18 protein-coding genes are annotated in these 21,496 nt (G+C 64.3%); 8 read left to right on the top strand and 10 right to left on the bottom strand.

The annotated features are described in order from the left end of the window. Window position 1: 1 nt before the first annotated feature. The 4 genes from FJ974_RS12260 to FJ974_RS12245 form a co-directional block, all read right to left on the bottom strand. Window positions 2–778 (bottom strand): ATP-binding cassette domain-containing protein, encoded by a 777-nt coding sequence (locus tag FJ974_RS12260; protein WP_140535106.1) that lies wholly within the window; start codon window positions 776–778, stop codon window positions 2–4. Beyond that, on the bottom strand, window positions 775–1,767 hold the full coding sequence (locus tag FJ974_RS12255; protein WP_140535103.1) for an ABC transporter permease: 993 nt from the start codon (window positions 1,765–1,767) through the stop codon (window positions 775–777). Before FJ974_RS12255 ends, FJ974_RS12260 begins: the two co-directional genes overlap by 4 nt. A gap of 139 nt (window positions 1,768–1,906) precedes the next feature. Further along, complete coding sequence (locus FJ974_RS12250; protein WP_226891582.1) at window positions 1,907–2,902, bottom strand: substrate-binding domain-containing protein; 996 nt, start codon at window positions 2,900–2,902, stop codon at window positions 1,907–1,909. A 77-nt stretch (window positions 2,903–2,979) separates the two neighbouring features. Continuing rightward, window positions 2,980–4,053, bottom strand: coding sequence for a LacI family DNA-binding transcriptional regulator (locus FJ974_RS12245; RefSeq protein ID WP_140535101.1), 1,074 nt, complete (start codon window positions 4,051–4,053; stop codon window positions 2,980–2,982). 144 nt (window positions 4,054–4,197) lie between these two features. Here FJ974_RS12245 and FJ974_RS12240 point away from each other — a divergent pair, with 144 nt between their 5' ends. Then, complete coding sequence (locus FJ974_RS12240; RefSeq protein WP_140535098.1) at window positions 4,198–5,229, top strand: hydroxyacid dehydrogenase; 1,032 nt, start codon at window positions 4,198–4,200, stop codon at window positions 5,227–5,229. Between the two features lie 305 nt (window positions 5,230–5,534). Here FJ974_RS12240 and otsB read toward each other — a convergent pair whose 3' ends face one another. From otsB to FJ974_RS12220, 4 genes are all read right to left on the bottom strand, one after another. Beyond that, a complete protein-coding gene (gene otsB / locus FJ974_RS12235) occupies window positions 5,535–6,317 on the bottom strand; it encodes a trehalose-phosphatase (RefSeq protein ID WP_140535096.1) in 783 nt (260 codons plus the stop codon). Further along, window positions 6,314–8,101, bottom strand: coding sequence for an alpha,alpha-trehalose-phosphate synthase (UDP-forming) (locus tag FJ974_RS12230; RefSeq protein ID WP_140535093.1), 1,788 nt, complete (start codon window positions 8,099–8,101; stop codon window positions 6,314–6,316). Before FJ974_RS12230 ends, otsB begins: the two co-directional genes overlap by 4 nt. Before the next feature lie 152 nt (window positions 8,102–8,253). Further along, window positions 8,254–10,416, bottom strand: coding sequence for an amylo-alpha-1,6-glucosidase (locus FJ974_RS12225; RefSeq protein WP_140535091.1), 2,163 nt, complete (start codon window positions 10,414–10,416; stop codon window positions 8,254–8,256). 43 nt (window positions 10,417–10,459) lie between these two features. Then, on the bottom strand, window positions 10,460–11,518 hold the full coding sequence (locus tag FJ974_RS12220; protein ID WP_140535088.1) for a glycosyltransferase family 4 protein: 1,059 nt from the start codon (window positions 11,516–11,518) through the stop codon (window positions 10,460–10,462). 196 nt (window positions 11,519–11,714) lie between these two features. Here FJ974_RS12220 and FJ974_RS12215 point away from each other — a divergent pair, with 196 nt between their 5' ends. Beyond that, entirely contained in the window at window positions 11,715–12,923 is a 1,209-nt protein-coding gene (locus FJ974_RS12215) for an ROK family transcriptional regulator (protein ID WP_140535085.1), read from the top strand. Between the two features lie 35 nt (window positions 12,924–12,958). Here FJ974_RS12215 and FJ974_RS12210 read toward each other — a convergent pair whose 3' ends face one another. Together FJ974_RS12210 and FJ974_RS12205 are read right to left on the bottom strand one after the other, a co-directional pair. Next, window positions 12,959–14,308 (bottom strand): PQQ-dependent sugar dehydrogenase, encoded by a 1,350-nt coding sequence (locus FJ974_RS12210; protein WP_140535082.1) that lies wholly within the window; start codon window positions 14,306–14,308, stop codon window positions 12,959–12,961. After that, window positions 14,295–14,747 carry a DUF2231 domain-containing protein gene (locus FJ974_RS12205; RefSeq protein ID WP_140535079.1) on the bottom strand — a complete coding sequence of 151 codons (453 nt, stop codon included), beginning with the start codon at window positions 14,745–14,747 and terminating at the stop codon, window positions 14,295–14,297. Before FJ974_RS12205 ends, FJ974_RS12210 begins: the two co-directional genes overlap by 14 nt. Window positions 14,748–14,969: 222 nt before the next feature. Here FJ974_RS12205 and FJ974_RS12200 point away from each other — a divergent pair, with 222 nt between their 5' ends. The 6 genes from FJ974_RS12200 to nirD all read left to right on the top strand — a co-directional run bounded on the left by FJ974_RS12200 (window position 14,970) and on the right by nirD (window position 21,495). Next, window positions 14,970–15,572, top strand: a complete 603-nt coding sequence (locus tag FJ974_RS12200; RefSeq protein WP_140535076.1) for an ANTAR domain-containing response regulator — start codon at window positions 14,970–14,972, stop codon at window positions 15,570–15,572. A 2-nt stretch (window positions 15,573–15,574) separates the two neighbouring features. Continuing rightward, a complete protein-coding gene (locus FJ974_RS12195; RefSeq protein ID WP_181177202.1) occupies window positions 15,575–16,795 on the top strand; it encodes a CmpA/NrtA family ABC transporter substrate-binding protein in 1,221 nt (406 codons plus the stop codon). A gap of 312 nt (window positions 16,796–17,107) precedes the next feature. Next, complete coding sequence (locus FJ974_RS12190) at window positions 17,108–17,281, top strand: twin-arginine translocation signal domain-containing protein (protein WP_140535071.1); 174 nt, start codon at window positions 17,108–17,110, stop codon at window positions 17,279–17,281. Window positions 17,282–17,343: 62 nt separating this feature from the next. Next, window positions 17,344–18,645 carry an MFS transporter gene (locus tag FJ974_RS12185; protein ID WP_140535068.1) on the top strand — a complete coding sequence of 434 codons (1,302 nt, stop codon included), beginning with the start codon at window positions 17,344–17,346 and terminating at the stop codon, window positions 18,643–18,645. Between the two features lie 16 nt (window positions 18,646–18,661). Next, on the top strand, window positions 18,662–21,112 hold the full coding sequence (nirB, locus tag FJ974_RS12180) for a nitrite reductase large subunit NirB (RefSeq protein WP_140535065.1): 2,451 nt from the start codon (window positions 18,662–18,664) through the stop codon (window positions 21,110–21,112). Between the two features lie 53 nt (window positions 21,113–21,165). After that, on the top strand, window positions 21,166–21,495 hold the full coding sequence (gene nirD / locus FJ974_RS12175; protein WP_140535063.1) for a nitrite reductase small subunit NirD: 330 nt from the start codon (window positions 21,166–21,168) through the stop codon (window positions 21,493–21,495). Window position 21,496: the final 1 nt, after the last annotated feature.

The following is a 21,496-nucleotide window of genomic DNA, read 5'->3' as shown; positions in this document are numbered from 1 at the left end:
GTCAGCCTCGTTGTTCGTGCGCCGCCGCGGCGCTGATATCGCCGCCGCCGACAATGCGGCTGACGACTTCGTTCATGTTGGTCCTGGCGGTGACCAGATCGGCGTCGGCGCGGCCATGACGCAGCACGACGATGCGGTCGGTAACCGACAGCACGTCGTTCAGCCGGTGCGAGATCAGGATGACCGCGATCCCTTCCGACTTCAGCCGCCGGATCAGGTCGAGCACGCTCTGCACCTCGCGCACGGCGAGCGCCGCCGTCGGCTCGTCCATGATGACCAGCTTCGGGTTGAAGGTCAGCGCGCGGGCAATCGCCACCGTCTGCTGCTGGCCGCCGGAGAACGAACCGACCGACCGGTTTATTGACGGCAGATGCGCGCCCAACCGCTCGATCATCTTCGACGCCTGGCGATCCATCTCGCTTTTGTCGACGAAGCCCGGGATCAGGCCGAACAGCCGCTTGGTCGGCTCGCGGCCGAGAAAGATGTTCGACGCCACGTCCTGCTGCCTGGCCAGCGACAGGTCCTGGTAGATCATCTCGATGCCGAGCCGGCGCCGCTGGCCGGGATCGAGCGCAAGGATGTCCCTGCCGTCGAACTCGATCGAGCCGGTGTCGGCGCGGTAGATGCCGGTGATGGTCTTCATCAATGTCGATTTGCCGGCGCCGTTGTCGCCGACCAGGCCGACCACCTCGCCGGCCGCAACCGACAGGTCGACGCCATGCAGCACGTCGACGGCGCCGAAACTCTTGCGGATGCCGTGGAGCGAGAGAAGCGTCATACGCGCGACTCCTTGCGGACCTGGTACTGGTCGATGAAGACGGCGAGGATCAGCACCGCGCCGATCGCCATCTGCTGGTAGTAGGACTGCACCGCAAGCAGCGTCAGCCCGTTCTGCAGCACGCCCATGATCAAGGCGCCGATCATGGTGCCGAGGATCGAGGCGCGGCCGCCGAACAGATTGGTGCCGCCGATAATCGCCGCAGTGATGGCGGTCAGTTCGTAATTGATGCCGGCGGTCGGATCGCCGGCATTGACACGGGCGGTGAACAAGAGACCCGCGAGCCCGGCAAGCGCCCCGGACAAGGTGTAGATGATGCGGCGATGCTGCTCGACGCGGATGCCGGCCGCGCGCGCCGCGCCCTCGCTGTCGCCCAGCGCCAACGTGTGGCGGCCGAAGCGCGTATAGGCGAGCGCGCAATGCGCGACAACCGCCGTCAGCACGAAGATGATGACTGGCATCGGGATGCCGAGCGGCCTGCCTTGCCCGATGTAGACGATCTCGGGCGGCAGCCCGTAGATCGCCCTGCCCTGCGAGATGACAAGCGCCAGGCCGCGCGCCAGGCCCAGCATGCCGAGCGTGACGATGAAAGCCGGCACGAAGGCGCGGGTGACCAATTGCCCGTTGATATAGCCCGCGATCGCGCCGGCGAGGATGCAAGCCGCGACCGCGAACACCGACGGCCAGCCGAGATTGACGGCGACGAAGGCGCCGGCGACGCCGGCCAGCCCCATCACCGAGCCGAGCGACAGGTCGAGTCCGCCGGAACCGATGACGAAGGTGGCGGCGATTGCCAGCACGCCGATTGTCGATGTTGCCAAGAGAATGTTGAGGAAGTTGCTGAGCGACAGGAAATAGGGCGACAGCAGCGCCATCGCCGCGCTCAGCGCCACCAGCACCAGCAGCGATTCCAGCCTGATGTGGAGCCGTTCGACGGATGCGCGCTGCAATCGGGCCCAAAACCCGGGCTGCGCCATTTCGGAAGCCATTTTGCACCCTTCGGGTAGGGGAATAAGGGAGTAGGTCAGTAGGGGAGTAGGGAAGTAAGAAGGCTGGGTCCTCTCGGAGGAGCACAACCGGCCCTTCCCCTACTCCCCTACTGCCTTACTTCCCTACTCCCCTCCATTCTTACTTCACATACTGCAGCATCGGCTCCTTGCCGGCGTCGAGCACGTCTTTGGTCAACACCAGGGTGGGCACCGCGATGCTCTCCTCGACCTTCTCGCCGGCCAGCGCCTTCTTGACGTTTTCCACCGCCTGCTTGCCGACCAGATAGGGTAGCTGCGCGACGGAAGCGTTGAGGCGGCCTTCCTTGATCGACTTCACCGCATCGACATTGCCGTCGACGCCGATCATCGTCACCTGCTGACCCTTGCCCGCCGCGTAGACAGATTCGACAGCGCCCAGCGCCATACCGTCATTGGCGCAGAAGATGGCGACCAGGTCTGGATGCGCCGTCAGCGTGTCGGTGGCGATCGAGGCCGCCTTGCCGCGGTCCCAGTCACCCGGCAGCGAGGCGACAATCTGCAGCCCCGGCGCCAGTTCCTTGAGCTTGTCGGCAAACCCCTTGGCGCGTTTCTCGCCGGTGATGTTGCCCGATAGGCCCTCGATCACCAGCACCGGACCCTTGGCATCCTTGCCGAGCTTGGAGACGAGATATTCGGCACCTTGCGCGCCGGCCGCGACATTGTCGGAACCGATATGGAAGGTGACCTTCACTCCTTCCTTGTCGAGCACCGCCTGGTCTAGATTGTTGTCGAGGTCGACGATCTTGATGCCGGCGTCCTGCGCCGACTTCAGGCAAGGGAGCAGATTGGTCGAGTTGATGGCGGCGGTGATCATCGCCACCGGCTTGCGCTCCAGCATCGTGTTGCACAGATTGAGCTGCGGCTCGGCCGCCTGGTCGCTTTCGGCCGCCTGCTGGAAGTATTTCACGCCGGCTTCCTTGGCGCCGTCCGCGACGCCCTGGGCCATCGCGCCCCAGAACGGATTGGCCAGCGTCTTCATCAGCACGCCATATTCGCCATCCTCTGCCTTGGCGGCGCCTATCGCCGAGAACGCCAGCGCCACGCCCAGGGTAAGGGCAAGGGTAAATCGATTTATCTTCAGGATAAGAGATGTCATTTTGATCCTCCGTCGATCTTGTGCGCCGGATGCCTCGGCCAGGGCCGGCGCTCTGCTTCCGTTGACGACAATGGGGGCTATTGTCCGTCTCCTCCCCCGGAATGCGGGCCGCTGCCTGGCGAGCCAACGGATTCCCGCATCAACACCTTGCAGGGTTCGAGCCGCGCCCTTGGCGGGCCGCCCTCGCCTTCGATCCTGCGAAACAAGACCTCCATCGCATTGCCGGCGATGTCGCGTACCGGCTGCACCACGGCGGCGATCGCCGGCCATGTCACCTGCATCCATTCGGCGTCATCGAAGCCGACCAGCGAGATATCGTCCGGGCAATGCCAGCCGCGCCGCCGGAACTCCGATAGCGCCACCAGCGTGCCTTTCAGGAACAGCGAATAGACCGCCGTCGGGCGTTCGCCGCCATCCGCGGCCTTGGTGAAATAGTCGCGAAGCAGCGTCCGCAAAGGCTCGACGTCGCTTTCGCAAAGCACGACGTCGATGCGGATGTCCGGCGCAAGCTGAAGCGCCGTGTTGCGAAACCCTTCGAGACGGGCGCGCACCGTCGCCGCCTGCTGGCCAAGGCCGACGACGAGGATGTGGCGGTGTCCCTTGCCGACCAGCGCGCGCGCCACTTCCGCACTTGCGGCGGCGCTGTCGGCCGAGACGGTGTCGAAGGCATCGTCGGCAAGCACGCGGTCGATCAGCACGCCGGTCATGCGGTTCGCCTTCATGAAATCGGCTGCCGGCCCGTGCTCGTTGCGCACCGGCGCCAGCACGACGCCGGCGACGCGCCAGTCATGCATGCGGGCGAGGATCTCCTTCTCGCGCGCTTCCGATTCGCGGCTGGAGGCGGCGACGAGCGTGTAGCCGCGCTGTTCGGCCAGCCCTTCGAGCTCGCTGACCATCTGGCCGAAGAATTCGCTTTCGAACTCCGGCATGATGGCGCCGATGATGCGGCGCTTGGCCCTGCGCATGTCGGAGGCGAGCGGATCGACGCGGTAGCCGAGGAGTTCAACGGCATCGAGGACGCGCTGCGCATTTTCCGGCTTCACCGTGGTGACGCCCGAAAGCACCTTGGAAACGGTGGCGGCGGACACGCCGGCATGGCTTGCCACGTCGTGAATCGACGGACGCCGCTGCTGGCCTTGCTGTTGCGCCATTCTCCTCCTCCCGAGGGCAGGCAACCCTGTGCTGCCTTGCTAATGTAATCGATAAATCGATTTTTCGCAGTTGTAAATCGTTTAATCGGGAGTAACATTAGTTTGTGTGTGGCGCCGTCAGGATGGCGCCGGGAGGAATATACCATGTCCGACAGCAGCTTGCCGCTGGTTATCAGCGTACCCGAACCCCGCACGCTCGACCTGATCTTCACGCCGCCGCAGTTGGCGCGCCTGCGCAAGAACTATCGCATCGTCGAGACGACACCGGAAGACCTGGCCGATCTGCCGGCAGAAGTGCTGGCTGAGGCCCGCTACATCATCGGCCAGCCGCCGATCGCTGCCGAGACGCTGGAGAAGTTGAAGGCCCTGCGCTGCCTCTTCAACGTCGAGACCAACCTCGTCAACAACATGCCTTATGAGACGCTGTTCGCGCGCGGCATCCATGTGGTCACGACGGGCCTGGTCTTTGCCGAGCCGGTCGCCGAGCTCGGCCTCGCCATGGCGCTCAACCTCGCCCGCAATATCGTCGATGCCGACCTCGCCTTCCGGCAAGGCAATGAATTGTGGGGCGGCGACGGCAACCAAACGGCGAGACTGCTCTCCGGCGCCGATGTCGGCATCATCGGCTTCGGCGATCTCGGGCGGGCGCTGAACCGCCTGCTCAGCGGTTTCCGCACGCGCACAAAGGTCTATGACCCTTGGCTGCCGCCGTCGATCCTGGTCGACAATGGCGTCGAGCCGGCTTCGCTGGACGAGGTTCTGTCGACCAGCGACTTCGTTTTCGTCGTCGCCTCGGTAACCAGCGAGAACCAGGGCTTTCTCGGTGCCGACGCCTTTGCGAAAATGCGTAAAGGAGCAGCCTTCATCCTGCTCAGCCGCGCCGGCGTTGTCGATTTCCCGGCGCTGATGGCGGCGGTGAAGAGCGGCCATATCGTCGCCGCCAGCGACGTCTTCCCGGAAGAGCCGCTGGCCAAGGACCATCCCGTGCGCACCCTGCCAGGCTTCCTGCGTTCCGCCCACCGTGCCGGCGCCCTCGACGTCGCCTTCAAGCGCATGGGCGACATGGTGCTGGAGGACATGGACCTGATCGACCGTGGCCTGCCGCCCATGCGCTCCAAGCGCGCCGAGCGCGAGACCGTGTCACGCATGCGCTCGAAGCCCACGGACAGGAATTGACGGAAATTCAGATTGCATACGAAAATATTCTGAAGGAATTCGAAGTTATTCAATGGTAATATTTTGCCTGGCACATCCCTTTCGCATGAAAACCTGGAACATTCATCCGGACCTGCCGTTCGATTTCTGATCGTTGCTTGAGCCATCTGAAGGCAACAGGAAGATTACACCATAAATGCCAAGATGATCTGCTTTGGCGCCATGGCATTTTCGATGGTCGCTGGTTCGACGCTAGCGACTTCAAACAGCGGCACGTCCGCGCTCGACGATGGGGCCAAGATGCAGCCCTTTTTCCTGGAATTGCTCTAGGCGACGAGATTGTCGCGACCGGCCTCGTCTGCCGCATCGCCGAAATTGGCCTCGAGCCAGGCAAGCGCGCCAATGACGTCGGCGATGGCAAAGCGGGCCGTGGTCTCGCCCTGCGGCTTGACCCGGATCGAGATCCCTCCCGCGGCGTTGACGGTCTCAAAGCCGTTTTCGTCGGAAGTGTCGTCGCCGAGGAATACCGGGCGCCGGCCGGTGAAAGGATCAAGCTGCATGAAGCGCCGGATCGCCGCGCCCTTGGCCGCTTCGAGCGGCATCAACTCGACGCCCGCATTGCCGGCGATGACCCGATACCCCTTTGGCAGGCGGGCAAGCGCTGCCTCGACCAGCTGCGTCGCGCGTGCCAGCAGATGCGGCGCCGCCCGCGTATGGATGGCAAGCACCGGGCCTTTGCGCTCGACATAGACGGCCTTGCTCGCCAGCTCCAGTTCGATCTCGTCTGCGAGCGCCGCCATATCGGCAGGCTCGTCCGCAGCCTCGATTTCCCCGTCCGGGGTGAGCCTGTGCTCCAATCCGTAGAGCCCGGCAATACGCAGCTTCAGGGGATCGAACAGCCGATCCACCGCCGCTATTGACCGGCCGGTGATGAACGCCAGCGCGCCACCCAGCCGGGCCTCGATCATCTCCAGAAGCAGGCGAAGCTCAGCGCTGACGGACACGCTGTCCGGATGGGCTGCGTGCTCCAGCAGCGTGCCGTCGATGTCGAGGAACAGGGCCCATCGGCCCTCCGGCAGGCGTGGCGTCAAGTCTGTCTCGCTTTTCATCGGAAACCGGCTGCCTGCTTGCGCTCGAATATGGAGACGACATTGTCGCCATTGGTGTTGGCCTGCCGGTCGGATAATGCCGTGACCCGGTCGAGTTCGCCGCGCTTGCGCAGCCGCGACGCATCGAGCAGCATGCTGCCGGCCCAGCGGTAGACATTGTTGTCGCGAACGATCTCGCGCATGCGCCGCATGCGCTCGCGCTGTTCGTCGGCCCCCATGGTCAGCGCTTGCAGCATGGTCTCGCTCATCATCGCCGCGTCGTAGGGGTTGACGATCAGCGCCTCGAGCAATTCGCGCGAAGCGCCGGCAAACGTGCTGAGCAGAAGCACGCCCTGCTCGTCGTCACGCGCGGCGACGAACTCCTTGGCGACCAGGTTCATGCCGTCATGCAGGCTGGTGACCAGGCAGATGTCGGCGGCGCGGTAGATTTCGTACACGCCCTTCTGGGCGTGATGCTCGGCCACCAGCACGAGCGGTCGGTAGGTCCCATTGCCGTAGCGCTCGTTGAGCTCGTCGGCAAAGCGCATGCATTCGTCATGCAACTGCCTGTAGGCCGGCAACGTGCCTCGGCTGGGCGCGGCGATCTGCAGGAACACCACCTTGCCGATCATTTCGGGGTGGCGGATGAACAATTCCTCCAGCGCATGGAAGCGGTCGAGAATGCCTTTGGTATAGTCCAGGCGCTCGACGCCGACGCACAGCTTGGCATCCGCCGGAATGCCGAACCGCTCGCGGACGCGCGCGCGGCACGCCTCGATCGGCGGCAAGCTCCTCAGCAGTTCGACCGGCCATTCGATCGAGATCGGATAGGCATGCACCAGGGTCGTCTGGCCGCCATAGGATACGGCGGCATCCGCCCTCTCGATCCGGCTTTCCATGAAGCGGTCGACGCTCTCGGTGAAGTTGTTGGCGTGGAACTGGGTATGGAAGCCGATGATCGAGCTGCCGAGCAGGCCATCCAGGATGCGTTCACGCCAGGGGCAGATGCTGAACACTTCCGAATTCGGCCACGGGATGTGCCAGAAGGTGATGACGATCGCCTCCGGCAGCCGCTCTCGGATCATGCGCGGCATGAGCGCGAAATGGTAATCCTGGACCAGCACGATCGGCCGCTCGTTGCGCGCCTCGGCAACCACTGTATCGGCGAATTTGCGGTTGGCGGCCTCATAGGCCTCCCAGTCGGATTCGCGGAAGATCGGCCGGGTGAAGGCGATATGGCAGAGCGGCCACAGGCCCTCATTGGCGAAACCCAGATAATAGCCCTGATATTCCTCCTCGCTCAGCCAGACCCGGCGCAGCGTGTAGGACGGGTTGCCGGGCGGCACCTGCACCCGGTCATGCTCATCGACCACCAGACGATCGGCGCTGCCGCCGCCATAGGCGATCCAGGTGCCGGCGCAGGCGCGCGTGATCGGCTCCAGTGCCGAGACCAGGCCGCTCGCCGGCACGACCAATTCGACCTCGCCGTCCCGTTCGTTGTGGATGTAGGGCTCGCGGTTGGAGACAATGATGACCTGAGCATCCGGCAGATCCTCGGCGAGGATCTTGCGCAATGTCTCCGGCGACCATGTAACCAGGGCCGCATCGACCGATTGCCCGTTCTTCTCGAATTCGCGCAGCACCTTGCGTGCGGCTTCCGACGCGACATCATCACCGGTGACGGGCGCAGGGCCTTTTGATTGCTGGCTGCGGTGCCGCGATGCGGAGATCAGAACTGCGAGGGCGGAAAGTCCGAGACTTGCGAGGATAAGGACCCACAAAAGGTCGACGCCATATTGTGTCATTGAAATGCCAGGTTGCCTCCGGCTGTCCGCTAGTTTTGTTTTTTCGTATTGCCGGCTGCGGACCGGTGCGCCGGTTCGAGTGTGCAACGCACAAACCGGTCGTGGGTTCCGACATTTTTCGGTGGAAGGATGTACCCTTGTAGAAGTCTGTTCTAGGTCCGCACGATCAGCGGCACGAGGCCCTCATGCCGGTCCGACAGAAAGGCGACGACACGGTCGCCGACGCGCTGGAAAGTCAGATCGATCGCCTTGTCGCCGACGGCCAGATGCCGCAGCGTGAGCGTGTCGATGCCGATCGGAAGCCGCGGCCTGGTAACGTGGAGTTCGCCCTGCCAGCCGTCGATTTCCAGGCCGAGGCAGGCCTGCATCAACATGAAGGAGGAGCCCGCCGACCAGGCCTGCGGCAGGCAGGCGACCGGATAGGCGATCGGCGCCTCGCCCGGCGCCCGGGTGAAGCCGCAGAACAGTTCCGGCAGCCGCATGTTGAAATGCACGGCCGATTCGAAGGTGCCGCTCATCAGCCGCACCACACTGTCGCGCTCGCCATAGCGCGCCAGGCCGACACCGCAGAGCGCCGTGTCATGCGGCCAGATCGAGCCGTTGTGGTAAGACATCGGATTGAAGAAAATCGCGTCGTCGGCGAGCGTCCTCAGCCCCCAGCCCGAATGGAACGAAGCCGACAGCAACTGGTCTGCGACCATTTTCGCCCGCTCCGGCTGAGGCAGGCCTGCATAGAGCAGATGCCCGGCATTGGAAGTTCGCACCTTGCAAGGCTCGCCCTCGCCGTCGATGGCAATGGCGTAAAAGCTGAGATCATCCATCCAGAAGTCACGTTCGACGGCGATCCGTATTTCTTCGGCGCGGCCCTCCCAGTGCTCGGCTTGCGCGTATTCGCCGCGGCGGCGCGCGAGTGCCGCGAGGCCGCGGAATGCTGCAAAGACATAACCCTGCACCTCGACCAGCGCGATCGGCCCCTTGGGCATGCGGCCGTCGGCATGGAAGACGGAGTCGAAACTGTCCTTCCAGCCCTGGTTGGCGAGCCCGGACCCGGCGGCGCGCTGATAAGTGACGAAACCTGTCGCGCGGCTTGCCTCCTCCGTCCATTCGGCCGCGGCCTTGAGCGACGGCCAGAGCTTGTCGATGAAAGCCATATCGCCGGTTCGGTCGGCATAGGCGCAGGCGAGATGGATGTAGAGCGGGGTCGTGTCGACGCCGCCATAATAGCGGCCGAAGGGAAGCTCGAGCAGCGCCGCCATCTCGCCCTTGCGCGTCTCGTGCATGATCTTGCCCGGCTGGGAATCGCTGAACGGCGATGTCTCGGTCGCCTGATGCTCGGCCAGGAAAGCCAGCACGCCGCGCGCCAGGCCGGGATTGAGCCACAGCATCTGCAGCCCGGAGATCACGCCGTCGCGGCCGAAGGCTGTCGAAAACCACGGGATGCCGGCATAAGGATAAGGCCCGGTCGAAAGCTCGGTGGTGAGCAGCGCCACATCGGCGCGAGCACGCTCGACCCAGTCGTTGAAGACGCGGCCGGAGCTGCGCACCGTGGCGCCGTGCCGGCGCTTGGCGCGCATGCCGAAGCGCGCGCGGGCGGCAGCCGCGCGGAACCGATCACGGCTGGGCGTTTCGGAAGCCTCCGGACCGACCTCGACATAGAGCACCTTGCTGCTGCGTTTGGTCACCGCGATCAGGAAGTCGGCGCGATTGTCGCTCAGTTGGTCGGGCGTCTGCGAGAACGATATCGCCGACAGCCGCGGCAGCCCGTCGAGACCGTCATAGCCAAGCAGCACCGACATCTTGTCGGTCTTAGCCACATGCGTTGTTCCGCGTTTCGGCCGTGTCGAGCCACGCACTTCGAACATGTCGCGGAAGTCGGCGGCGAAATGCAACGAGACGACGATGGTCGAATGTTCGCGGCTGTAGTTGGAAAGCGTGATGCGCTCGAACAGCCGGTCCTGCCAGATCAGCCTGACGCGCTCGATGTGGATCGCGCCTTGCGGAATGTCGCGGCCGGCAGCACTCTGGATCGGCAGGTTGGTCAGGTTGGAGGTGAACAGCACATTGTCCTGGCTGAGCGAGGCGCCGAGCAGCGACATCTGCCTGCCGCCGACGGTCAGCCGAAACTCGGACAGGATGCGGGTGTCGTCGCGGAAGAAACCGTCGCCGGAGCCCCTGATGTCGCCATAGGCATCGGCGACGGTAAAACAATCGCCTTGCTTGAGCGCGAACAGCCGGTGCGGCTCGCGCGGCGCCGTTTCGTCCAGCGAGGCAAGGGCCACGGCGGGATCGAGCTTGCGCTCGTCGAGCTCCATCATTCGTCACCTCTTCATTTCTGTCCCACCCCAAAGGCAGTGCCGATCAGGAGGCCTTCGCTTCCCTGGCGCCGGTCAGCCGCATATAGGCAGCTAGGTAGTCGCGCGCCATTCTGGTGGCCGAAAACCGCTTTTCGAAGACCGCCCTGACATTTCGCCTGTCGAGCTGGACAAGGGACGGTACCGCCGCCACGGCGGCGTCGACCGAATCCACGACGAAGCCGGTCACGCCCTGGTCGATGATCTCCGGCAGAGCGCCTTCCTTCCAGGCGATCACCGGCGTGCCGCAGGCCATGGCCTCGATCGGGGCAAGGCCGAACGGCTCCGGCCAGTCGATGGGAAAGAGCAGACCTGCCGCGTTGCCGAGGAACGCCGCCTTCTTGTCTTCGGTAATCTCGCCGAGATAGTCGATACGGTCGCCGTCGATGAGCGCCTCGACCTCGTCGTGGAAATAAGCGCGGTCGTCATCGCCGATCTTGGCCGCCAGCTTCAGCTTCAGTCCCGAACGGCGCGCGATCTCGATTGCGCGATCGGGCCGCTTGTCGCGCGAAAGCCGCCCCAGAAAAGCCAGATAAGGCTCGCCGGCGGGCGCGTCATATGTCGGTGCATAGGCATCGACCGGGATGCCGTGGTGGATCGTTGCGATGAAATTGGCCTCCGGCAACCCCTTCTTCTGGCTGTGCGAAATCGAGATCATCGGAAAGCGCGGGAAGCGCTTGTAGGCCGGCGCGAGATCGACATAGTCGAGCCGGCCGTGCGGTGTCGTCACCGTTCGCCCTGCCATGTGCTCGAAGAAGGGAAAATGCTGGAAATGGCTGAGGTGGAAGTGGATGACATCGAACTCGCCGGCGCGCTCGCGCACGTCGGCAAGCATCGCAAGATGCGCGGCGATCTCCGATTTCTTCGGCCGCTGGTCGAGCCGTATCGCCTGGTCGCGACCCGACACCAGCCGCGCCGAGGTCTCGCTGTCGCCGCTCGCGAACAGCGTCACGTCGTGTCCCAATTCCACCAGCGCTTCGGTGAGATAGAAGACGATGCGCTCCGTGCCGCCATAGAGCCTTGGCGGCACGGACTCATAGAGCGGCGCGACATGGGCAATGCGCATGAATTCCCTCGGCTGCTGACGCGAAGCAAAATGCGTCAGGTCCGAGATCGTTCCTGCCCAATTGGTCGCGGGCGGGCCGGGTGTGGGCAATCTTGCCGGTTGGAGGCGTTGATCGTCGGCTTTCGCAGCCGCATAATTAAATCAACTTGATTTTCTAAAGCGGCCTTATACACTTGCCGTGACTGGCAAGTATCTCATGACGCTCAAGAAAGCCATCTCCGGCACCAATCTCGAACAGGCCAAATCGCACAACCGCCGCGTGGTGATCGAGGCGATCCGCACCAACGGCTCGCTGTCGCGGGCGGCGATCGCCAGGCTGACGGCGCTGTCGTCGCAAACCATTTCCAACATCGTCGAGGAATTGGAAATGGCCGGGGTGCTGCGCCCGCAAGCAACGCTCAAGGGCGCGCGCGGCCAGCCGGCCGTGCCCTACTCCATCAATCCCGACGGCGGCTATTCGATCGGCCTGCAGCTTGACCACCAGCTTGCCGTCGGCATCGTTACCGACCTCTCCGGCACCATGCGCGCCCGCGTCGAAAAAAGCGTCGACCAGCCGACGCCTGCCGAGGCGATGCCTTTGCTTGCCGCCGTCGCCGGCGAGCTGATCGCCAGTTCCGGCCTGGACCGGACGCGGCTTTTCGGCATCGGCATGGCGATGCCCGGCCCGTTCGGCGTCGAGGGCATGACCTCGGTCGGCCCGACCGCCCTGCCCGGCTGGAACGATTTTCCTGTGGCGGAAGAATTGCAACGGCTGACCGGCATCGCCGTCACCGTCGAAAACGACGCCACCGCGGCGGCAATCGGCGAACGGCTCTACGGCGTTGCCCGCAACCTCGACAGCTTCGTATACCTGTTCATCGGAACGGGGCTTGGCGCCGGCCTCTTCCTCGACGGCCATCTCTACAAGGGCAGCCGCCACAATGCCGGCGAGATCGGCCACATCATCGTCAAGCCCGAGGGCTTGCCTTGCGACTGCGGCAAGCGCGGTTGCCTTGAGCGCTATGTCTCACTGCGCGCGGCCTACGAAAAGCTCGACCTTCCCGACCCCGACCACGCCTCTCCCGACCTGCTGCAGGAGTTGCTGGCCCGCGGCGACAGCCGGCTCGAATCCTGGATCGCGGGAGCGATCGATCCGCTGCGGCAGGCGATTGATGTGCTTGAGCTGGCGCTCGACCCTGAAACCATAGTTCTGGGCGGTTTCATGCCGCTGCCGGTCATCGAAGAATTGGCCGACCGGCTCGAGCCGCTGCATCTCTCGGTGAGTTCGACCCGCGCCCGCGTCACACCGCGCGTCCTGGTCGGCGCCGCCGGCAAAGACACCTCGGTGCTGGGAGCAGCAGCCTTGCCGATCTTTTCGGAGACCAACCCGCAATTCGACGTGCTGCAGAAGCCGCACGGCCGATAAGCCGGACCAAGGATAGTTCGGCTGGCTCTAGAGCTCTAAGTCGATCCGGGTGCTGCCGCGGTCACGCGCCACACTGTGTTGCCCACATCGTCGGCGATCAGCAATGCCCCGGACTTGTCGACGGCCACGCCGACCGGCCTGCCGCGCGCCTCGCCTTTGTCATTGAGGAAGCCTGTGACGACATCCTGTGCCGTGCCGTTCGGATGGCCGCCGCTGAACGGCACGAAGACCACTTTGTAGCCGTTGAAGCGACCGCGGTTCCAGCTGCCATGCTCGCCGACAAAGGCGCCGCCGCGATAGGATTGCGGCAGGCTGGTCCCGGTGTAAAACGCAAGTCCCAGCGGCGCGACGTGCGAGCTCAGCGCGTAGTCCGGCGCGATGGCTTTCGCCACCATGTCGGGTCGTTGCGGCATGACGCGCGGATCGACATGCTGGCCGTAATAGCTGTAGGGCCAGCCGTAGAAAGCGCCATCCTTGACCGAGGTCATGTAGTCCGGCACCAGGTTCGGGCCGAGCTCGTCGCGTTCGTTGACCACCGTCCAAAGAGCCTTGCTTTCCGGCTCGAACGACAAGCCGTTGGGGTTGCGCAGTCCGCTGGCGAAGATGCGTGCACGGCCGGTGGCGCGATCGACCTCCCAGATCGCGGCACGATCTTTTTCGGCCTGGACGCCGTTCTCGGTGATATTGCTGTTCGAGCCGACGCCGACATAGAGCAGCGAACCGTCAGGGCTCGCCACAAGGCTCTTCGTCCAATGGTGGTCGATCGGTCCGCCCGGCAATTCCATCAGCACCTTGCCCGGCGCGGTGATCTTGGTGTCGCCGGGCTGATAGGGATAGCGCACGATGGCATCCGTGTTGGCGACGTAAAGATCGTTGCCGACCAGGGCGACGCCGAACGGCGAATTGAGATGGTCGAGGAATACACCCTGGTATTCCGGCACGCCGTCACCATTGGTGTCGCGCAGCAAGGTGATGCGATTGCTCGGCCCGGTGTCGCCGCCCGAGGTAACCCAGGATTCGACCCAATCCATGACGATATCCTTTGGCCGCTTGGCCGTCGCTTCGGGCGGCGCCGTCGATTCCACGACCAGGATGTCGCCATTGGGCAGCATGTAAAGCGAGCGCGGATGCTGCAGGCCCTTGGCCAGCGCCTGGATTTGCAGGCCTTTCGTGACCGTGGGCTTTTCGTCATTCTTCCAGCCAACCACCGAAGCCAGGTGCATAGGCGGGAAGAGGTACTGGGTAATCTCCGGCAGCTTCGGATTTGGACCGATCTGATCCTTTGGGTCCGTGTTGTCATTGTCGCTGCAACCTGCAGCGCCCAAGGCGGCCGCGCATAACAGCGCCGCCGCTGTCCATTTGGCGCATCCATCAAGCTGTCTCATCGGCCACTCCCACATGATGGCGATAAACCAGCGCCCAGCCGAGCCAGCCGGTGAAGATCAGAATGATCACCACCAGCGCCGACAGGATCAGCCCCGTCGGCACAACGGAGGTCCAGGCGTCGCGCGTGTGGATGAGCATATTGAAGAAGGCAAGCACCAGCGCCACAAAATTGCCGCCCATATGCAGCCAGGCGGTCGGTTGGGCGCGTATCTCGCGTCCCCAAAGAAAATCGGTCAGTCCCGCAATCGCCGCCAGGATTCCGACAATGACGCCAACGGTAATCAGCCAGGCCGAGAAGTTGGCCCATGTCATTTCCGCCGTCCGCCAATAGGTTATGTCGGTCAGCAGCGCCCCGACAAAACAGGCTATCGGGATCGTGACCAGCATTGGATGGATCGGATGGCCGGCTATCTTTGCCGTTGATCTCGGATTTTCCATATGGAAGTCCTCCCGGGCCAATTGCTCAGGAAATGAACAAGACAAATTCACGAAAGTTCCGTTGCCGCCTGGCTCATTCACCAGAAGGTGAATGGCCTTGCACACTCTGTTGCATCACAGGTCACCGACTTTATCGGCGCCCTGCAGCTTGCCAGCGTCGAATTGTGCAGCCCATCCACACTGCCGCATTGCACAATTCCGGCCTGGCTGCACAATAGGCGCATGCCAGCCGGTTCGTTGACCATCCTTGTTATCGACGAGAACCGCATCCGCGCTTCGATCATCGAGGCGGGATTGCGTGACGCCGGCTATCAGCACGTCACTTTGGTCCATGACGTCGCCGGCATCGCCAGGCGGATCGCCGAGATCGAGCCGGATGTCATCGTCATCGACCTCGAAAACCCCAATCGCGACATGCTGGAGAACATGTTCCAGCTGTCGCGCGCGGTGAAACGGCCGATCGCCATGTTCGTCGACCGCTCCGACCAGGCTTCGATCGAAGCAGCGGTCGATGCCGGCGTCTCCGCCTATGTCGTCGACGGGCTGAGGAAGGAGCGCATCAAGCCGATCCTCGGCATGGCGATCAGCCGCTTCAACGCTTTCTCGCGCATGGCGCGCGAGTTGGAGGAGGCGCGCAGCGAGCTCGAGAGCCGCAAGGTCATCGACCGGGCCAAGGGCATCTTGATGAAGTCGCGCGGCTTGAGCGAAGAGGCGGCTTACGCGCTTCTGCGCAAGACCGCCATGAACCAGAACCGCAAGATCGCCGAGATCGCCCAGAGCCTGGTGACAGCGGCGGGATTGCTGGATCCGCTGGAGGGCGAATGAGCATGACTGCCGCGCATCAGATCACCGCCGGCTTCATGCCGCTCTTCGACAGCGCCGTCCTGGTCGCGGCCGGCGAGATGGGCTTTGCCGCGCGCGAAGGCGTCGAGCTCAATCTGCATCGCGAGACTTCGTGGGCCAATATCCGCGACCGCATCGCCGTCGGCCATTTCGATGTCGCCCACATGCTTGGCCCGATGCCGCTCGCCTGCAGCCTCGGCCTCACGCCACTTGCCTCCGAAACCGTCGTACCCTTCTCGCTCGGGCTCGGCGGCAATTGCATCACGGTGTCAAACGCGGTGTGGGAGGGCATGGAGGCGCATGGCGCCGCGCCCGACCTCGATCCGGCGCGCGCCGGGGCGGCGCTCGGCGCGCTGATCCGCGAGCGGGCCGGCCGCGAGCCGTTGCGATTCGCCGTCGTTCACCCGCATTCCGGGCACAATTACGAGCTGCGCTATTGGCTCGCCGCCTGCGGTATCGATCCCGACCGCGACATCGAGATCGTCATCGTGCCGCCGCCCTTCATGGCCGACGCGTTGGCCGCCGGCCGCATCGACGGCTATTGCGTCGGCGAGCCCTGGAACAGCGCTGCCGTCGCCGCCGGCACCGGCCGTATCGTCACCGTCAAGGCGCTGCTGTGGCGCAACAGTCCGGAAAAGGTGATCGGCGTGCGCAAGGTGTGGGCGCAGCAGAACCCGGACGCGCTGGCGGCGCTGCTGAGAGCGCTGCATCATTCCGCCCGCTGGTGCCAGGACCCGGCAAACCGCGGCGAGCTGGCAGCGCTGATGGCGAGGCCCGCCTTCCTCGGGCAGCCGGAGGCGATCCAGATGCCGGCGCTCACCGGACGCCTTCAGCTCGGCGGCGGCGCGGAGCGGCGCGTCGAGGCTTTCTTCCTGCCCTTCGACAAGGCGGCGAATTTCCCGTGGAAGAGCCACGCGCTCTGGTTCTATACGCAGATGGTGCGCTGGGGGCAGTTGCCGCATACGCCGCAAAACCTCGCCATCGCCCGCGACTGCTACCGGCCCGACCTCTATCGCTCGGCGCTGAAGCCGCTTGGCGTGGCGCTCCCCGGCGCCAATGCCAAGGTCGAGGGCGCGCTGAAGGTCGCGACACCGGTTGGCTCGGCCGGTGCGAGCCTTGTGCTCGGCCCGGACGGGTTCTTCGACGGCCAGATCTTTGATCCGGATCGGATCGACGCCTACATCGCCGGCCAGAAACGCGCCTGATCATTTGCGCGCCATTCTTGTGCATTGCACAAAATTTATGCTGCGTGTCTATGCCGTTGATCAATGTTTAACCGCGCTCCCGATCGGCCCGGTCGAAGGTCAAAGCTCCCACTGCGTTGATTTTCCTTGAAATTCCGCTTCCGCGTAAAACTGGCACGCTTCGTGCTTTGAAATAATCGAGCCCCTCGCGGGCAATGGAACAGGCGTCCAATGGCGGGCGCTACAGGCAAAGCTGCCGCTCAGGTCACCACGCGATCCCATGGACGCGAGAGGCCTGGACGGCAGCTTTTTCGTTTTGGACCGGAGACAACGATGACCAAACGGATCGGATTCTCGCTCAAGGATTTCACCCGTCGCGATTTCCTGGTGAGCAGCGCGCTGACGGCGGCGCTCTTCACAGCCGCGCTCCTGCTGTTTCCCGCCAATCACCAAACCGAAGGCAAAAGCCCGCAAGTGAGTGCGCAAGTCCCGGGCTCGCCCCGCTGATACCTCGCCTCTGATCGACACAACACGCGGCGCCTCCCACACGCTGCAAACCGGAGCCGACCATGACCGCAAACCTCCCAGCCGCGCCCAGCCAGGACAGTAGCTCCCGGCAGGCGCTCCTTATGTCCACCATCGCCTTCACCGTGTGCTTTGCGGTGTGGACGATCTTTTCCATCATCGGCGTGCGCATCAAGCAAGAACTCGGCCTGAACGAGACCGAGTTCGGCCTGCTCGTCGGAACGCCGATCCTCACCGGCTCGCTCGTGCGCATGGTGCTTGGCGTCTGGACCGACCGCTATGGCGGCCGCCTGGTCTACACCATGACCATGCTCGCCGCGGCGGTCGCGACCTTCCTGCTCGCTTTCGCGAATACCTATCAGCAGATGCTGATCGCGGCCCTCGGTGTCGGGCTTGCCGGCGGCTCCTTCGCCGTCGGCGTCGCCTATGTCTCGCGTTTCTTCCCGGCCGGAAAACAAGGCACCGCGCTCGGCATTTTCGGCGTCGGCAATGTCGGTGCCGCGGTGACGAAATTTGCCGCGCCCTTCGTGCTCCTGTCCTGGGGCTGGCAGTCGGTGGCGCTGATCTGGGCGGCGGCGCTGGTCGTCATGGCCGTCGTCTTCTGGTTCACGACCGGCGACGATCCGGTTATCCGCGAACGCCGCGCCGGCAAGGCCGCGCCCGCGAGAAACTTCTGGCAGGAATTCGCGCCGCTGAAGAACCTGCAGGTATGGCGCTTCGCCTTCTACTACTTCTTCTCCTTCGGCGCGTTCGTGGCGTTGTCGCTCTGGCTGCCGCGCTACCTCATCGGCGTCTACAGCTTCGGCATCGCCACCGCCGGCATGATCGGTGCCGCCTATTCGATCCCCGCCAGCATCTTCCGCGCCTATGGCGGCGTGCTTTCCGACCGCATCGGCGCCCGCACCGTGCTCTACTCGACCTTCAGCGTTTGTGCCGTCGCGACTCTCGTTCTGTCTCTCCCCTCGGCAGACTACGTCGTGCGCGGCATCAGCGGGCCGATCCCCTTCCATTTCGAGATCGGCCCGCTCGCCTTCATCGCTGTCACTGTCGTGCTCGGCTTCTTCATGAGCCTCGGCAAGGCCGCCGTCTACAAGCACATCCCCGTCTACTATCCGCAGAGCGTCGGCGCGGTCGGCGGCGTCGTCGGCATGATCGGCGGCCTCGGCGGCTTCGTCCTGCCGATCGCCTTCGGCGCGCTGAACGATCTCACCGGCGTCTGGTCGAGCTGCTTCATGCTGCTCTTCCTCATCGTCGTCTCCTGCCTCATCTGGATGCACGTCACCATCCGCCGGATGGAGCGCGCGGCCGCCGTCAAGCCTGCGTCCCTTTCCTACGCCGCCGAATAGATCGGAGCAGACCGACATGAGCGAAAAACTCGTCATCATCGGCAACGGCATGGCGCCGGGCAGGATGCTCGAGCACCTGCTGGAGGCCGCGCCCGACCGCTACGCCGTCACCATCTTCAACGCCGAGCCGCGCGTGAACTACGACCGCATCATGCTTTCGCCGGTGCTGTCGGGCGAGAAGGCCTTCGAGGAGATCGTCATCCATGGCGACGGCTGGTACATCAAGCACGGCATCACCCTCTACAAGGGCCACAGGATCGTCGCCATCGACCGTGAAGCGAAGACCGTAACTTCGGACCATAGCGTGACCGAGAGCTACGACAGGCTCGTCATTGCCACTGGCTCTGTTCCCTTCATCATTCCGGTGCCCGGCAAAGACCTGCCAGGCGTGATCACCTATCGCGACCTCGACGACGTCAACGCCATGCTGCTTGCGGCGCAGTCGCGCGCCAAGGCGGTCGTCATCGGCGGTGGCCTGCTCGGGTTGGAAGCCGCGGCGGGCTTGAAGGAACGCGGCATGGATGTCACCGTGCTGCATGTCATGCCGACGCTGATGGAGCGCCAGCTCGACCCGGCCGCTGGCTACCTGCTGCAGAAAGCCGTCGAGGCGCGCGGCATCAAGGTCATGACCAAGGCCAACACCAAGGCAATTGTCGGCAACGGCAAGGTCGAGGGCATCGAGCTCATGGACGGCACGATCATCCCCGCGACGCTGGTCGTGATGGCGGTCGGCATCCGCCCGAACGTCGCCCTGGCCAAGGACGCAGGGCTGGAGGTCAATCGCGGCATCGTCGTCGACGACCGCATGCGGACCTCCGATCCGGCCATCATGGCGCTCGGCGAATGCGCGGAGGTCGGCGGCCACGTCTACGGGCTGGTTGCACCTCTCTACGAAATGGCGCGGGTGGCGGCAGCCAGGCTGACGGACAGTGAGGACAGGCGCTTTGTCCATTCCGACACGCCGACCAAGCTCAAGGTCACCGGCATCGACCTTTACTCGCTGGGCGACTTCGCAGACGGCGACGATCGCGAGGAGATCATCCTGCGCGACGCGTCGGCCGGCATCTACAAGCGCGTCGTGCTGCAGGACAACCGCATCATCGGCACTGTGCTGTTCGGCGAGACCGCCGACGGCGCCTGGTTCAACGACCTCAAGAAGAAGGCGACCGACATATCGGAGATGCGCGACACGCTGATCTTCGGCCAGGCGTTCCAGGGAGGCGCTTCCTCGGACCCTTTGGCGGCCGTTGCGGCACTGGCGGATGATGCGGAAATCTGCGGCTGCAACGGCGTCTGCAAGGGCAAGATCACCGGCGCGATCACGGCCAAGGGCCTGACCGGGCTCGACGACGTGCGCGCCCACACCAAGGCCTCGGCCTCGTGCGGCTCGTGCACGGGTCTCGTCGAGCAGCTGCTGAAGCTCACGCTGGGCGAGGCTTACAATCCGGCGGCGGTGCAGCCGATGTGCGGCTGCACCAGCCTTGGCCACGACGATGTGCGGCGCCTGATCAAGGCGAAAGGCCTGAAGACGATCCCCGCCGTCATGCAGGAGCTCGAATGGAAGACCTCCTGCGGCTGCGCCAAGTGCCGGCCGGCGCTCAACTACTATCTCGTCTGCGACTGGCCGGACCAATATGCCGACGACTATCAGTCACGCTTCATCAACGAGCGCGTGCACGCCAACATCCAGAAGGACGGCACCTATTCGGTGGTGCCGCGCATGTGGGGCGGGGTGACCAGCGCCGGCGAGTTGCGCGCCATCGCCGACGTGGTCGACAAGTTCGATATCCCGATGGTGAAGGTGACCGGCGGCCAGCGCATCGACATGCTGGGTATCCGCAAGGAAGACCTGCCGGCGGTGTGGGCCGATCTCGGCAAGGCCGGCTTCGTCTCCGGCCATGCCTATGCCAAGGGCCTGCGCACGGTGAAGACCTGCGTCGGCTCCGACTGGTGCCGTTTCGGCACGCAGGATTCGACCGGGCTCGGCATCCGGATCGAGAAGTTCATGTGGGGCTCCTGGACGCCGGCCAAGGTGAAGATGGCGGTGTCGGGATGCCCGCGCAACTGCGCTGAGGCGACCTGCAAGGATGTCGGCGTGGTCTGTGTCGACTCTGGCTACGAGATCCACTTCGCCGGCGCTGCTGGCCTCGACATCAAGGGCACCGAAGTGCTGGGTCTCGTGAAGACCGAGGACGAGGCGCTGGAGGTGATCGTCGCCCTCGTCCAGATGTATCGCGAGCAAGCCCGCTACCTGGAGCGCATCTACAAATGGGCCAAGCGCATCGGCACCGCCGAGATCAAGAAGCAGATCCTGGATGACGTCGAGCGCCGCAGAGGCCTCTTCGACCGCTTCGTCTTTTCCCAAAAATTCGCGCAGGTCGATCCCTGGTCGGAGCGCGTCTCCGGCAAGGACAAGCACGAGTTCAGGCCGATGGCGTCGGTGGGTTTCGCCGAGGCGGCGGAATGATGGAGAGGTTTGCGAATTCTAGCTCGGAGCCCACAGCAAAAAGGCCTCTTCAAATGACCTGGACACTGATCGGCTCCCTTTCCGACGTCCCTCGCCGCGGTGCGCGCTGCGTCGACACACCGCAAGGCAAGATAGCTGTCTTCCGCACCGCGGAGGACCAGGTCTTCGCCATCGACGACCACTGCCCGCACAAGGGCGGACCGCTCAGCCAAGGCATCGTCCATGGCGCGGCGGTGACTTGTCCGCTGCACAACTGGGTGATCTCGCTGGAAACCGGCAAGGCACTCGGCGCGGACGAAGGCTCGGTCAGGGCGATACCGGTCAAGGTCGAGGGCGGCCGGCTGTTCATCGCGCTCGAAGCGCTGGCCTCGAAAGCGGCCTGAG

The organism is Mesorhizobium sp. B1-1-8, from assembly GCF_006442795.2.
Lineage (GTDB): Bacteria > Pseudomonadota > Alphaproteobacteria > Rhizobiales > Rhizobiaceae > Mesorhizobium.
The sequence above is the reverse complement of the archived record's forward strand: the minus strand, read 5'-3'. Positions and strand labels throughout refer to the sequence as shown.